Source organism: Microlunatus sp. M237, assembly GCF_056896895.1.
Genome location: NZ_JBXHBL010000004.1, coordinates 236,435 through 250,697 on the forward strand (window position 1 = coordinate 236,435; position 14,263 = coordinate 250,697).

9 protein-coding genes are annotated in these 14,263 nt (G+C 69.0%); 7 read left to right on the forward strand and 2 right to left on the reverse strand.

From position 1 onward, the window contains the following. Window positions 1–198: 198 nt before the first annotated feature. From pdhA to AC1XX3_RS16970, 3 genes are read left to right on the forward strand one after another with little or no spacing between them, the layout of a single operon-like run. Entirely contained in the window at window positions 199–1,359 is a 1,161-nt protein-coding gene (gene pdhA, locus AC1XX3_RS16960) for a pyruvate dehydrogenase (acetyl-transferring) E1 component subunit alpha (RefSeq protein ID WP_483322351.1), read from the forward strand. Continuing rightward, entirely contained in the window at window positions 1,356–2,330 is a 975-nt protein-coding gene (locus AC1XX3_RS16965) for an alpha-ketoacid dehydrogenase subunit beta (RefSeq protein WP_483322352.1), read from the forward strand. The genes pdhA and AC1XX3_RS16965 overlap by 4 nt, the downstream gene beginning before the upstream one ends. A gap of 17 nt (window positions 2,331–2,347) precedes the next feature. Beyond that, window positions 2,348–3,751 carry a dihydrolipoamide acetyltransferase family protein gene (locus AC1XX3_RS16970; RefSeq protein ID WP_483322353.1) on the forward strand — a complete coding sequence of 468 codons (1,404 nt, stop codon included), beginning with the start codon at window positions 2,348–2,350 and terminating at the stop codon, window positions 3,749–3,751. 43 nt (window positions 3,752–3,794) lie between these two features. Here AC1XX3_RS16970 and AC1XX3_RS16975 read toward each other — a convergent pair whose 3' ends face one another. Then, window positions 3,795–7,577, reverse strand: a complete 3,783-nt coding sequence (locus AC1XX3_RS16975) for an ExeM/NucH family extracellular endonuclease (RefSeq protein ID WP_483322354.1) — start codon at window positions 7,575–7,577, stop codon at window positions 3,795–3,797. A 244-nt stretch (window positions 7,578–7,821) separates the two neighbouring features. Here AC1XX3_RS16975 and AC1XX3_RS16980 point away from each other — a divergent pair, with 244 nt between their 5' ends. The 3 genes from AC1XX3_RS16980 (at window position 7,822) to AC1XX3_RS16990 (ending at window position 11,803) form a co-directional block, all read left to right on the forward strand. Further along, entirely contained in the window at window positions 7,822–9,678 is a 1,857-nt protein-coding gene (locus AC1XX3_RS16980; protein ID WP_483322355.1) for a glycoside hydrolase family 2 protein, read from the forward strand. 120 nt (window positions 9,679–9,798) lie between these two features. Next, on the forward strand, window positions 9,799–10,026 hold the full coding sequence (locus AC1XX3_RS16985; protein ID WP_483322356.1) for a hypothetical protein: 228 nt from the start codon (window positions 9,799–9,801) through the stop codon (window positions 10,024–10,026). After that, complete coding sequence (locus tag AC1XX3_RS16990) at window positions 10,019–11,803, forward strand: ABC transporter ATP-binding protein (protein WP_483322357.1); 1,785 nt, start codon at window positions 10,019–10,021, stop codon at window positions 11,801–11,803. The genes AC1XX3_RS16985 and AC1XX3_RS16990 overlap by 8 nt, the downstream gene beginning before the upstream one ends. 18 nt (window positions 11,804–11,821) lie before the next feature. Here the strand turns inward: AC1XX3_RS16990 and AC1XX3_RS16995 are convergent, their stop codons facing one another. Further along, window positions 11,822–13,684, reverse strand: a complete 1,863-nt coding sequence (locus tag AC1XX3_RS16995; protein WP_483322358.1) for an acyl-CoA dehydrogenase — start codon at window positions 13,682–13,684, stop codon at window positions 11,822–11,824. A gap of 146 nt (window positions 13,685–13,830) precedes the next feature. Here AC1XX3_RS16995 and AC1XX3_RS17000 point away from each other — a divergent pair, with 146 nt between their 5' ends. Further along, the gene (locus tag AC1XX3_RS17000) at window positions 13,831–14,235 is read left to right on the forward strand and encodes a hypothetical protein (protein ID WP_483322359.1); all 405 of its coding nucleotides are present in this window, start codon (window positions 13,831–13,833) and stop codon (window positions 14,233–14,235) included. Window positions 14,236–14,263 lie beyond the last annotated feature (28 nt).

The window sequence follows — 14,263 nt, forward strand, 5'->3', positions numbered from 1 at the left end:
CTGGGACCGCAGTTCTGGCAAGGATGAGTCAAACAAATAGGACATGCAACTTGTTTTCTCATCGCCCAAGATCTCGCGGTACGTTGAACGAAATGGACTGTGCTCCGGGCCACACCCAGCCCGACCGGCTCCACGACGCACCACCTCCACCGCGGTGATCCTGCGGCGGGACCACTTGGATGCGGGATGACCCCCCGCATGAGGACGAGAGGATGCCTGGAAGTGAGCGATGTCAGCGGCGTGAGCGCCGAGGTTGACCTGGTCCAACTGCTGAGTCCCGAGGGTGAGCGTGTCGAGCACGCCGACTACGCCTTCGCCGGGAACGACGAGTCCGTCCGGGGTTATTACCGCGACATGGTGATGACCCGTCGCATCGACACCGAGGCCACCGCCCTGCAGCGTCAGGGTGAGCTGGGTCTGTGGGCCTCCTGCCTCGGGCAGGAAGCGGCCCAGGTGGGGTCCGGGCGGGCGCTGAACAACAACGACTACGTCTTCCCCACCTACCGCGAGCACGGCGTGGCCTGGTGCTTGGACATCGAGCCGCTCAAGCTCCTCGGGCTGTTCCGCGGCACCGACCTCGGCGGCTGGGACACCGAGGAAGCGCGGTTCCACCTCTACACGATCGTCATCGGGGCACAGGCCCTGCACGCCACCGGGTACGCCATGGCGCTGGAGCGCGACGGACTGGTCGGCACCGGCGACCCGGCCCGCGACGCCGCCGTGGTCTGCTACTTCGGCGACGGGGCGACCAGCCAGGGCGACGTCAACGAGGCGTTCATCTTCGCCAGCTCCTACAACGCTCCGGTCGTCTTCTTCTGCCAGAACAACCAGTGGGCCATCTCGGAGCCGATCGAGCGACAGTCACGGATCCCGCTCTACCAGCGGGCAGCCGGCTTCGGCTTCCCCGGCGTCCGTGTCGACGGCAACGACGTGCTGGCCGTGCAGGCCGTCACGGCCGAGGCGCTGGAGCGGGCCAGGTCCGGCAACGGTCCAACCTTCATCGAGGCCTACACCTATCGGATGGGTGCCCACACCACGTCGGACGACCCGACCAAGTATCGGCTGGCCGACGAGCTGGAGCACTGGCGGCTGAAGGACCCGATAGCGCGGGTCAAGGCCTACCTGGACCGTACCGGCGCAGCGGACGACGCCTTCTTCGCCTCGGTCGAGGCCGAGGCCGAGGCCATGGCCAAGGTGCTGCGGGCGGGCTGTCTGACTCTGCCCGACCCCTCCATGCTCGACGCCTTCGACCACGTCTACGCCGAGCAGACACCACACCTGCAGGAGCAGAAGGCGCGCTATCGGGAGTACGTCGACTCGTTCGCCGAGTCCGGTCACGTCGGAGGGGGACGGGCATGACCGCCATGACAATGGCCCGGGCGCTCAACGCCGGGCTCCGCCGCGCGCTCGAGGCCGATCCCAAGGTGATCTTGGCCGGTCAGGACATCGGCAAGCTCGGTGGCGTCTTCCGCGTCACCGAGGGTCTCCAGAAGGACTTCGGCGACCACCGGGTGATCGACTCGCCGCTGGCCGAGTCGGGCATCATCGGCACCGCGGTCGGCATGGCCCTGCGGGGCTACCGGCCCGTCTGCGAGATCCAGTTCGACGGCTTCGTCTATCCGGCGTACGACCAGATCGTCAGCCAGGTCGCCCGGATGCACTTCCGCTCATCCGGCAAGATCAAGATGCCGCTGGTCATCCGGATCCCTTACGGGGGTGGGATCGGCGCGGTGGAGCACCACAGCGAGTCGCCGGAGGCGTACTTCTCCCACACCGCCGGGCTCAAGGTCGTCACCTGCTCCAACCCCGTCGATGCGTACTGGATGCTCCAGCAGGCGGTGGCCTCCGACGACCCGGTGATCTTCTTCGAGCCGAAGCGTCGCTACCACGAGAAGGCGGAGGTGGACGAGGCCGCGTCTCCGATGCCGTTGCACGCGGCGCGAGTCGTCCGCCCGGGCAGTGACGTCACCGTGCTCGCGTACGGACCGATGGTGAAGACCTGCCTGGATGCCGCCGCGGCCGCCGCCGAGGAGGGCCACGAGCTCGAGGTGATCGACCTGCGCTCGTTGTCCCCGCTGGACCTCGCCCCGGTGGTCGAGTCGGCCCAGCGGACCGGCCGGGTGGTGACCGTTCACGAGGCCCCGGTGAACCTGGGGCTGGGGGCGGAGCTGTCGGCGCGGATCACCGAGCAGTGCTTCTATTCCCTCGAGGCCCCGGTGCTCCGCGTCGGCGGTTTCGACATGCCATATCCCGCCAGTCGGATCGAGGAGGAGTACCTTCCTGATCTTGACCGGGTGCTCGACATGGTCGACCGCTCGCTGGCCTACTGAACGCACAGGAGAAGTCGATGAGAGAGTTCCGCCTGCCCGATCCCGGCGAAGGCCTGGTCGAGGCCGAGATCGTCACCTGGCGGGTCAAGAACGGCGACCGGGTCGAGGTGAACGACATCGTCGTCGAGGTGGAGACGAGCAAGTCCCTGGTCGAGCTGCCGACGCCCTATGCGGGCACGGTGACCGCGCTGTTGGTCGAGGAAGGTCAGACCGTCGATGTCGGTGCTCCGATCATCCGGATCGACGACGGGTCCGCGGACGCCCCGACCCCGGCCGCCCCGGGCACCGAGACCGTGGCCGCCGACGGCGCGCGGGTGGCGAATCTGGTCGGCTACGGTCCCCGGACTCCCGACACCAAGCGGCGCCCACGCCGGGCGGAGCCGGTGCCCGAACGTGCTCACGCGCAGCTGGCCGACACCTTCTCCACCGAACAGCCGGTCTCCCGCCCGGCCGGCGGGCGCACCGAGCTGACGGCACACCAGTCCCGTCCGGTCGGCGAGCCGCTGCCCGGGCCCGGGGCCACGCCGGCCGGACCACGAGCTCGCGGTGGCGCGGTGCTGGCCAAGCCGCCCGTGCGGAAGCTGGCCAAGGACCTGGGCGTCGACCTGACGGCGGTGACCGGATCCGGCACCGGGGGCGTGATCACCCGCGAGGATGTCCAACGCGCCGCGGAGCCGTCCGCCGCCCCGGCTGCGACAGCGTCGACCAGCGCCGGCGAGACCCGAGTCCCGGTCAAGGGTGTCCGCAAGATCACCGCCGAGGCGATGGTGACTTCGGCGTTCACCGCACCGCACGTGACCGAGTGGCTGACCTGCGACGTCACGGCGACGATGGAGCTGGTCGAGCGGCTGCGGGCACGGCCGGAGTTCGCCGGCGTACGGATCTCCCCGCTGTTGCTGGTGGCCAAGGCGGTGCTGGTCGCCCTGCGGCGCAACCCGCAGCTCAACGCCAGCTGGGACGAGACCGCGCAGGAGATCGTGATCAAGCACGCGGTCAACCTCGGCATCGCCGCGGCGACCCCCCGAGGCCTGCTGGTGCCGAACGTCAAGGACGCCGGCTCGCTGGACCTGCTGGGCTTGGCGCAGGCGATCAACCAGCTGGTGGTCACCGCCAGAGAGGGACGCACCCAGCCCGCCGACACCGCCCAGGGAACGTTCACGATCACCAACGTCGGTGTGTTCGGCGTCGACGCCGGAACCCCCATCCTGAACCCCGGACAGGCCGGCATCTTCTGTCTCGGTGCCATCGACCGGCGGCCGTGGGTGATCGGCACCGGCGAGACGGAGCGAATCGAGCCACGATGGGTCACCACGCTCTCGGTCTCCTTCGACCACCGGGTGGTCGACGGTGAACAGGGCTCGCGGTTCCTGGCTGACGTGGCCGCCATCCTGTGCGATCCCGCCCTGGGGCTGCTCTTCTGACCGAGAGACTCCTGTTCTGACCGCGGCCCTGATCTCGGCGGGCTCAGCCGATGGTGACCGGGATGCTCACCGTGGTCTGGGTGTCGGTGGTGAGCACCAGGGTGGTGCTGCCCGGAGCGGAGTCGGGAGGCACGGTGAACTGGACGGTCGCCGAGCCGTTGCTGACCGGTGTGGTGGCCAGCGGCTCCCCGGCCAGGCTCGCGGTCAGCGAGGTGGTCGCCGGGCTGCCGGTGCTGGTCAGGTCCAGTCGGCTGACGGTGAACGTGACCGTCTGACCCGGCGCGAGCGCCGAGGGAGACGGGCTGACCGACACCGACCGCTTCGCGAACGACGGCGACAGCGGGCTCTTGGCTGTGACGTAGTCAGTCCACGAGTCGAGGTCGATCAGGCCGGAGTCGCGCCGGTCGGCGCCGTACTTGAGGACGTGGAAGTTGTCCCCGCCGGTGGTGAGGAAGCTCGGCATCGCCACCCGGTAGGTGGCGCTCGGGTCCAGCGGCTTGCCGTCGATGGTGACCGACGTGATCCGGGCGCCCCACGGCAGCGAGGCGTCGTAGCTGTAGCTGACGTTGTCGGACAGGCCGAGCTGCAGGTACGGCCGGCTGCCGGTGAACGGCGAGCCGTCCTCGTTGGTCTGCCACTGCTGCTCGAGCAGCGTCTCGAACTGTGTCCCGGTCAGCGACTCGGTGAACAGCGAGTTGGCGAACGGCAGCACCGCCGCGGCCTCACCGAAGGTGACGTCGCCGGCATCGAGGTCGGCGCGGTTGCCGCCGGGGTTCTGGATCCCGATCTGCGCACCGCCCCGGGCCGGGTCGGCCAGCTGGTCGCGCAGCATGTTCGCCACCAGGTTGCTGATCGTGGACTCAGCCGACCGGTCCTCCACCGCCTGCCCCTGGGCGTTGGTGGTGAAGGCCCGGGTGATCGGCGCCGTCGCTGAGCCGATGACCACATTGCCCACCTCGGCCGCCTTGGCCAGGGCGGCGTCGACGATCCCGCTGATGGTCCGAATCCGCGGGTAGGCCGCCACCAGCTCGGCGTTCGGGGTGGTGGTGACGGTGAGGTTCTCGTGGTCGTAGGCCACCACCTCACCACTGCGCTTGTCGATGGTCAGCGTCACCTTGCCCAGCAGTGCGGCGTAGGACTCCGCCTGCAGGATCGGCCGGGTGCGGTCGGCGTGGCCGGGAACGGGCCCGTCCCAGGCGTACGCCTGATGCGTGTGCGCGGTGAAGATCGCGTCCACGCTGCCCGAGGTGTTCTGGACGATCTTGGCGAACATCCCTCCCCGGGCGACCTGGTCGGCGAGGTCGGAGGTGACCGCCCCCTCGATCGCGCCCTCGTGATATTCGGCGATGATCACGTCGGCCTCGCCGTTGGACCGCTTGCCGTCGCTCAGCTTCTTGGCGACCCGGTTCACCGCGTCAACGGGGTCGCCGAAGTCGAGCGTGGCCACACCCCCCGCGGCCACCAGCGTCGGGACCTCCCGGGTCACCGCACCGACGACGGCCACGGTCAGGCCGGCCCGCTTGAAGCTGGCGTACTCGGGCAGGGCCGGGGTGGTGGTGCCCTTGCGATACACATTGGCTCCCAGATAGCTCCAGTCGGCCTCGGTGGCCACCCGGCCGGTCAGGTCCTCGAAGCCCTTGTCGAACTCGTGGTTGCCGACCGCTGATGCGTCCAGGCCGATGGCGTTGAGTGCGTCGATGGTCGGCTGGTCCTGCTGGACCGAGGACGTGAACAGCGAACCGCCGATGCTGTCACCCGCGGACAGCACCAAGGTGTTGTCGTCGCCGGCCAGTTCCCGCTGCTCCTCGATGGTGCCGAAGAAGCCGACGGTGTTCGGGCTGGAGGCGGCGATCCGGCCGTGGAAGTCGTTGAAGTTGAGCAACGTCAGGTCGGTCTCGCCGCTGCGTCGTCCCTTGCTGAAGCCGGCGACCACGGGGTCGTGGTCGGAGGAGCGCAGCGGGCCGGAGGTGTAGTAGTTGCGGGAAGTGGTCCGATAGGTCGAGTACTCCAGGGCCGGCGACTCGCCGGCGTTGATGTTCCACACCGCAGCCCTGGTCAACCGCTGGCGAGCGTCACGGTTGACGAGGATGTGGTCCAGTGACCCGGCCAGGCCGGAGAAGCTGTATGAGTAGTCGTCGGCAGGGGCGGCGTTGCGATACCCACCGGCGTAGAGCGCCCGCATCGGGTCCTCGGCGGTGTAGGCGTTGAAATCCCCGAGCAGCACGGTGGCGTCGGTCCGGGCGGCGTCCTGCAGGCCGGGCAGCCAGTCGAGCAGGGCTTTCGCCTGCCGGACGCGGTCGCCGTTGAACGCACCCTGGCCGTCGCCAACGTCAGCGTTGTTCCCGGTGGCGTCGGCACTGCTGCTCTTGGACTTGAAGTGGTTCACCACGACCAGCATCGGCTGGCCGCCGGCGCGGTCGGTGAAGGACGCGGCGATCGGGGTGCGGGCGTTGGCGAAGGCGCCGTCGCTGCCGGCTTCGGCGCCGAGGGCGTACGCCGTGCCGTTCAGCTTCACCTCATCGATCTGGTAGATCAGCGCATTGGTGATCACGTCCTGATCCGCCACCGCCTGCAGCTGGCCAGAGGAGCGTACGTACGCCCACTTCCGCTCACCCGCCGCGGCATTGAGGGCCCGCACCAGGGTGGCCGTCGCCTCATCCGCGGGCTCGCCGAGCTTGGCGGAGTTCTCGATCTCCATCAGTCCGACCACCGATGCGTTCAAGGAGTTGATCGCGGTGGTGATCTTGTCCTGCTGCCGGCGCAGGTCCGCGACGTCCCACGCACCGCGAGCGTCGCAGTCGGCGGACACGTTGTAGCTGTCCTCGGTGTCCAGGTTCTCCCCGACGCAGCCGTTGCGTCCCTCGCCAGTGGTGGTGAAGTAGTTCAGCACGTTGAAGGAGGCGACCGAGAATGCGCCGCCGACCCGGGGTGCTTTCTCCGTCCTGGCGGCGCGGATCGAGGCGACCTCGTCCCCGGCCACGATCGGGCGGGTCGGGTTGAACTTCCACGCGTTGTTGCGGAAATCGACGATCACCGGTTCGTCCAGCGTCGCGCTGTCGCCGACGGTGACCCCAGAACGTGCGCCCAGGTACGGCAGGGTCCGCCCCGGCAGGTCTTCGGTGCGGGTGTAGCCCCGGTTGCTGCCGTCGTCGAGGGTGACCCGGATGGCGGCGTTGCGTGCCACCTGCGCGGCAGCTTCGGCGCTGTTCGGGGCGCCGATGTCGGTGGGCTGCACCGGCAGCTTGGTGCCGGCGGCCAGTCCGATCTCACCGAAGCGCAGCAGGGGATAGGTGTCGGCCACCAGGAACTTCTCGCTGCTCCGGTAGAGCATCGACTCCAGGTTCTCGCGCTTGGCCACGGTTCTCGCCCAGCTGCTGGTCACCGGCCGCACCGGTGCGTAGCGGCCCGGGACCTTGGTGATGGCGACCGATCCGGCGATTTGGGTCAATCCGTTGAACTCGCCGGCCGTACCGGTGATCTTGACCTGGTCGCCGATCTTCACGTCGAACGCGGTGTTGTTCATGAAGACGAACACCGCGTCGGAGGCGGAGTCGAGGTTCTTGCGGCCGCCGGTGCCCGGAGTCTGGATGACGAATCCCCGCAGCTCCGCGGTGCTGCCCTGGCCGTAGACCGCGGTGACCACCGACGGTGTGGTGGTCACTGCCTGGCCGGCGTAGGGGGTGGTCGCCCCGGTGCCCTGGATGGCGGCGATGGGAAGTGGCGCGGCGGCGGTCGCCGTGGTGGGGGCGGCGGCGAGCATTCCCGCGGCCAGAGCGAGGGCGGCAGCGGCGGCCGCCGTACGCCTCCATCGTGGAAAGTGGTCCATGGCGGCGTTCTCCTCGTGGTGGGGGCGTCCGGTCAGCAACGCGACCCCAACTTCTCAAGCCCGACGCCTATCCCGCAAGAGTTTCGGCGCCCCAACTGGACTTGTTCGCCGAGATGTCCACGAATGGAGACCGAGCCGGGCGTCACGATTTACAACGGTGGAAGGGGCCGAGTTGCGTGATCGGCGGGAGTGGTTAGAGTCGTCGCCACGATCGCCGACCGACCATGCAACGAAGGATGATTCGATGAGCTCACCCGCCGCTGAGAGCAGCGCGACGACCCAGGCCTGCCCGAAGCCGGAGTACCCCCGTCCGCAGATGGTCCGCGACCGCTGGCTGTGCCTCAACGGCACCTGGGAGTTCGAGATCGACCGCGGCGACAGCGGGTTGGAGCGGGGACTGCGCGAGCGACCGCTGAAGTCGGAGATCTTGGTCCCGTTCGCGCCGGAGTCGGTCATGTCGGGCATCGGCGACACCGACTTCCTGCATGCCGTCTGGTATCGCCGCACGGTGACCGTGCCGGCCGAGTGGGGCTCAGACCATGTCCTGCTGCACTTCGCCGCCGTCGACCATGACGCGACGGTCTGGGTGAACGGCGTCGAGGTCGCCCGGCACCGCGGCGGCTTCACCCCGTTCAGCGCTGACCTGCATGGCGTGGTGACGCCGGGTGAGGAGGCGACCATCGTCGTCCGCGCCCGTGACCCGCGCAGCGGCCCACAGGCCCGTGGCAAGCAGTCGGTGGCGTACGCCAATGCCGCTTGCAACTACACCCGGACCACGGGGATCTGGCAGACCGTGTGGCTGGAGCCGGTCCCGGCGGTGTCACTGCGGCGGCCGCGGATCGTGCCGCAGCTGGCCAGCGGGTCGTTCACGGTGACCACCCCGCTCACCCAGAACCTGCCGGGATCGTCGGTCCGGGTGGTCGTCTCGACCGGGGGCCTGGACGTGGTCGAGGCCACGGTGTCGGCGGACCTGGACCTGGCCCCGACCGTGGTGCTCACCGTGCCTGCCTCCCAGCGGCGGACCTGGTCGCCGGAGGACCCGCATCTGTACGACCTGCGGATCGAGCTGATCGGGCGCGACCAGCAGGTGATCGACACCGTGACCAGCTATGCCGGTCTCCGCTCGGTGGCCATCGACGGTAACGCCGTCTTGATCAACGGCCGGCAGATCTTCCAGCGGCTGGTGCTCGACCAGGGTTACTGGCCCGACAGCTTGATGACCGCCCCCGACGAGGCGGCGCTGATCGCCGACATCACGTTGTCCCAGGAAGCTGGCTTCAACGGCGCTCGGCTGCACCAGAAGGTATTCGAGGAGCGCTTCCTCTATCACGCCGACCGGCTGGGCTATCTCGTCTGGGGCGAGTTCGGCGACTGGGGCGCCGGCGGGTACGGACATCCGCGGGATCACCAGCAGCCCACGGCCAGCTTCGTCACCCAGTGGCTGGAAGCGGTGGAGCGTGACCAGAGCCACCCGTCCATCATCGGCTGGTGCCCGCTGAACGAGACCTACCAGCCCATCCATGACCGGATCACCGTCCTCGACGACGTGACGCACGCGATGTACCTCGCGACGAAGCTCGCCGACCCGTCCCGACCGGTGCTGGACACCTCCGGCTACAGCCACCGGGTCCGCGGGGCCGACGTCTACGACTCACACAACTACGAGCAGGACCCGGCCAAGTTCGCCGACCAGATGCTCGGCTTGTCCACCGGTCAGCCCTACACCAACGAGCACGACGGGGCGGCGATCTCCCTCCCGTACGCCGGCCAGCCGTACTTCGTGTCCGAGTTCGGTGGCATCTGGTGGGACCCCAACGCCGACCCGGCCGCCGCGGGCGACATCTCGACCGAGTCGTGGGGCTACGGCCAGCGGGTGGCCGATGAGGAGGACTTCTATCAGCGCCTCGAAGGCCTCTTCGACGTCCTGCTCAGTGACCCCAACATGTTCGGCTACTGCTACACCCAGCTGACTGACGTGTTCCAGGAGCAGAACGGCATCTTCGACTTCCGGCGCGGACGCAAGCTGGATGTCGAGCGGATCCGGGCGATGCAGACCAAGCCGGCTGCGTTCGAGCACCGCCCGCGGGCGGGGGAGCGCTGAACGGCGCATCGCCAGCCCACTCGTAACCTCTCCGCCAGGACAACATCGTCATATTTGGTTGACAGCTCGGGATTCGTCAATCTAGATTGACATTGTTGTTCTGGCAGAGAGGATCGCGAGGTGGATGAGCAGATGAGCGCACTGGTGGCTCAGGCCGGCGACGAGGACCCGCTCCGGGCCCTGGCTGCGGTGGCAGAACTGCAGCGCGAGATCAACCGCGCTGAAGCGACGGTGGTGCGGCGGGCGCGGACCCGGGGTGCCTCGTGGGCGGAGATCGCCCGGGTGCTCGGCGTCAGTCGTCAGGCCGTGCACAAGAAGTACGGCGGCACGCGGTTCACCCGTGAATGACGGCGCCGACCCGGCGGCCATCTCGACGGCCGAGCCGCCACCGGCCCGACTGCGGATGCTGCTGGGCTATCTGCGCACGCACCACCGGACCCTGGGCCTGGTGCTGGCCCTGTCCCTGCTGGGTGCAGCGCTGACGCTGGCTCAGCCGGTGATGGTCAACCGGGTCATCTCCGCCGTCAGCGCCGGACAGGGCTTCCGCTCAACGGCGGTGGCGCTGGTGGCGCTCGTCGTCGGCGCGGGCCTGGTGGGCGCCGTCCAGCAATACCTGCTGGAGCGGACCGCCGAGGGGGTGGTGCTCGACGCGCGCCGTCAGCTCCTGCGCAGCCTGCTTCGGCTGCCGATCGCCGAGTACGACCAGCGCCGGACCGGCGATCTCGTGTCCAGGGTCGGTTCGGACACCACGCTGATCCGGGCCGCGTTGACCGGCGGCCTGGTGGACGCCGTCAGCGGTGGCGTGGTCTTCGTCGGGGCGCTGGTCGCGATGGCCGTGCTTGACCCGATGCTGCTGGCTATCACCGTGGCGGTCATCGCCGTTGCGGTGGTCAGCGTGGTGCTCACCAGCGCCCGGATCCAGTCCCTCACCTCGGCGTCCCAGGCTGCTGTGGGTCTGGTCGCGGCGGGTGTTGAGCGGGCCCTCTCCGGGATCCGTACCATCCGGGCCGCGGGCGCGACCGAGCGCGAGGGCCGCCGGCTCGAGTCCGACGCCGAGGGGGCGTACCGACTCGGCATCCAGATCGCCCGCCTCGGGGCGATCCTCTGGCCGATCAGTGGCCTCGCGGTCCAGGGCGCGTTCCTCGCCGTGCTGGGTGTTGGCGGCTATCGGGTTGCGGTCGGTTCGCTCTCGGTGGCGGACCTGATCACCTTCATCCTGTTCCTCTTCATGATGCTGATGCCGCTGGGCAGTGCGTTCAGCGCCGTCGTCACCGTCCGCAGCGCCCTGGGCGGGCTGGCCCGGATCCAGGAGATCCTCGACCTGACGCCCGAGGACGACGACGCGGTCCAGCCCTCCGCCGAGCCGGATTACCACCCGGGGCTCGCCCGCGACGGGGAGGAGGCACTGGCCCTGGACGGCGTCTGCTTCGCCTACCGGGACGGCGAGAGGGTCCTGGCCGACGTCAGCGTGCGGGTCGCGCGCGGTTCGACCACGGCGATCGTCGGACCGTCCGGATCCGGCAAGTCCACCCTGCTGGCGTTGATCGAGCGGTTCTACGAGCCGCAGTCGGGCACCATCCGGATCGACGGCGTGGACGTGACGTCGATGTCGCGGGCCGCGCTGCGGGCCCGGATCGGTTACGTCGAGCAGGACGCCCCGGTGCTGGCCGGCACCATCCGGGAGAACCTGCTGCTGGCCGCTCCCGGCGCCGACGAGCAGCGCAGCCGGGACGTCCTCGCGTCGGTCAACCTGCTGGGGCGGGTGGATCAGCACCCTGACGGGTTGGACGCCGTGGTGGGCGACGACGGCGTCGGCCTGTCCGGTGGGGAGCGTCAGCGGCTCGCGATCGCCCGCGCCCTGATCGGGGACGCGCCACTGCTGCTGCTGGACGAGCCCACCGCCAGCCTGGACGGACGTAACGAGCAGGCGATGCGGCAGGCGATCGGCTCGGCGGCGGTCGGGCGCACCGTGATCATCGTGGCCCACCGCCTCGCCACCGTGGCCGACGCCGACCAGATCGTGCTGCTGGACGCCGGTCGGGTGGTCGCGACCGGCACCCACCGCCACCTGCTTGAGAGCAGCGATCTCTACGCCGAGCTGGCCCGGCACCAGTTGCTGGTCTGAGCGATCGGACGGGTGTCGTCAGAAAGCGCCCTCGGCCAGATCCATCACGGCGAGGTCGGTGTTCTCGGCGATCATTCGCTCGGCCGCCAGCCGCGGCAGCACCGTCCGGGCGAACCAGCGCCCCGACGCCACCTTGCCCTCGTAGAAGCGCTGCTCCGCCGGGCTGAGCTCGGTGCCCAGCCGCTCCAGGGCCACCTCGGCACCGCGCAGCAGCAACCAGGCGCAGATCACGTCGCCCATCGCCATCAGCAACCGCGTGGTGTTCAGGCCGACCTTGTAGACGTTGCGGACGTCACCTTGGGGCGCGTCCGGGGCGGCCGACTGGAGGTCGCCGATCATGGCACCGACGATCTCCCCGACATCCTCCAAGGCCCGCTCCAAGAGCTCGCGCTCCACCTTGAGCTGACCGTTGCCTGCGCCGCGGGCCACGAAGGCGGCGATCTCGGTGGAGATGGTGCCCAGTGCCCGGCCGCGGTCGCGGATGATCTTGCGGAAGAACAGGTCCTGGCCCTGGATGGCTGTCGTGCCCTCATAGAGAGTGTCGATCTTGGCGTCACGGACGTACTGCTCGAGCGGGTAGTCGGTGAGGAAGCCCGAGCCGCCGAAGGTCTGCAACGACTCGGTGCCCAGCAGCACCCACGACCGCTCCGAGCCGTAGCCCTTCACGATCGGCAGCAGCAGGTCGTTGAGGGCCACCGCCTCGGCGTCTGAGGTGCCGGTGGCGCGAGCCAGCGAGACCCGATCCTGGATGCTGGCGGTGTAGAGCACCAGCGACCGCATCCCTTCCACAAAAGACTTCTGGGTCATCAGTGACCGGCGTACGTCCGGGTGGTGGGTGATCGTCACCCGGGGCGCGGTCTTGTCGTTGGCCCGGGTGAGGTCCGCACCCTGGATCCTGGTCTTCGCATACTCGAGCGCGTTCAGATAGCCGGTCGACAAGGTGGCGATGGCCTTGGTGCCGACCAGCATCCGCGCGTGTTCGATCACCTGGAACATCTGCTTGATGCCGTCGTGCACCTCGCCCAGCAGCCAGCCCTTGGCCGGCGCGCCGTCACCGAAGGTCAGCTCGCAGGTGGTGGACACCTTGATGCCCATCTTGTGCTCGACATTGGTGACGTGGACGCCGTTGCGCTCACCGGTCAGCTCACCGGTTTCGAGGTCGAAGTGGTGCTTGGGGACCATGAACAGCGACAGCCCTTTCGTCCCCGGGCCACCGATGCCGTCCACCCCGACCGGGCGAGCCAGCACCAGATGCATGATGTTCTCGCTCAGGTCGTGCTCGCCGGAGGTGATGAAGCGCTTGACGCCCTCGATGTGCCAGCTGCCGTCGGGCTGGGGGTACGCCCGGGTGCGACCGGCGCCCACGTCCGAGCCGGCGTCAGGCTCGGTCAGCACCATGGTGCCGCCCCACTGCCGGTCGATCATGATCTTGGCGATCCGCTTGTCGCGCTCGGTGCCGTTGGCCCACATGACGTAGCCGAAGGTCGGGCCGGAGGCATACATGTAGGTCGCCGGACTGGCCCCGAGGATGAGCTCGGCCACGCTCCACTGCAGCGACGGCGGCGTGGGCTGGCCGTCCAGCTCGGTGGGCAGCTCGAGCCGATACCAGCCGGCGTCCATGTAGGCCTGGTAGGACTTCTTGAACGCCTCCGGCAAGGTCACGCTGTGGCTCGCCGGGTCGAACACCGGCGGCTCGGCGTCGGAGACCGCGAACGACTCCGCCAGCTTGGTACGGGCCAGCTGATCCACCTCCGCCAGCACCGCCTCGGCCGTCTCTCGGTCCAGCTCCTCGTACGGGCCGTGGCCGAGGATCTCCCCGCGCCCCAGCACCTCGAAGAGGTTGAACGTGATGTCGCGCAGGTTGGACTTGTAGTGGCTCACGAAAGGACACCTCGGTGCGAAAGGGGCGACGGCCAGAAGTTACTGACCAGTAACTTAGATTATGCTACTGGCCAGTAACAAAGGCAAGGGTTTTCGCCTCGCGTCGATCGCTGCGGCTCCGACCGGGCTCGGCCATACTGTCGGCCATGCCCCCTCGCCCGAAGAGACCGCCACTGCTGGTGCTGCTGCAGACGGAGGCGACGATTCTGATGTCGCTGGCCATCGGCCAGGCCGGACTGGCCGCCGGCTTCCTCTCCGGTGGCGGCCCCTCGCTGCGTGACGGACACGGGGTGAACGGCATCGTCGTCGGGGTCGTCGCCCTGCTCACCGTCGCCACCGCCGTCTTGTACGCCCGCTCCGGAGGCCCGCGCTGGACAGCGTTGGCGGCGATCCTCGTCTTGCTGCTGACCGTCACTCAGCTCATCCTCGGCTCGACCGGGGCGGCCGGTGCCCACATCTTCCTCGGCGTCCTCTACGTCACCGGCGTCACCCTGTTCACCTCCTATCTCTTCCGCGCCGGGGTCGTACCGACCCGCAGCGAGCCGGTCTGAGGCAACGCCCAACGAATCTGCCGACTTG

Coding starts and splice junctions, on each gene's coding strand:
- pdhA (WP_483322351.1), top strand. CDS start 199: ATGAGGACGAGAGGATGCCTGGAAGTGAGCGATGTCAGCGGCGTGAGC.
- AC1XX3_RS16965 (WP_483322352.1), top strand. CDS start 1,356: ATGACCGCCATGACAATGGCCCGGGCGCTCAACGCCGGGCTCCGCCGC.
- AC1XX3_RS16970 (WP_483322353.1), top strand. CDS start 2,348: ATGAGAGAGTTCCGCCTGCCCGATCCCGGCGAAGGCCTGGTCGAGGCC.
- AC1XX3_RS16975 (WP_483322354.1), bottom strand. CDS start 7,577: ATGGACCACTTTCCACGATGGAGGCGTACGGCGGCCGCCGCTGCCGCC.
- AC1XX3_RS16980 (WP_483322355.1), top strand. CDS start 7,822: ATGAGCTCACCCGCCGCTGAGAGCAGCGCGACGACCCAGGCCTGCCCG.
- AC1XX3_RS17000 (WP_483322359.1), top strand. CDS start 13,831: ATGCCCCCTCGCCCGAAGAGACCGCCACTGCTGGTGCTGCTGCAGACG.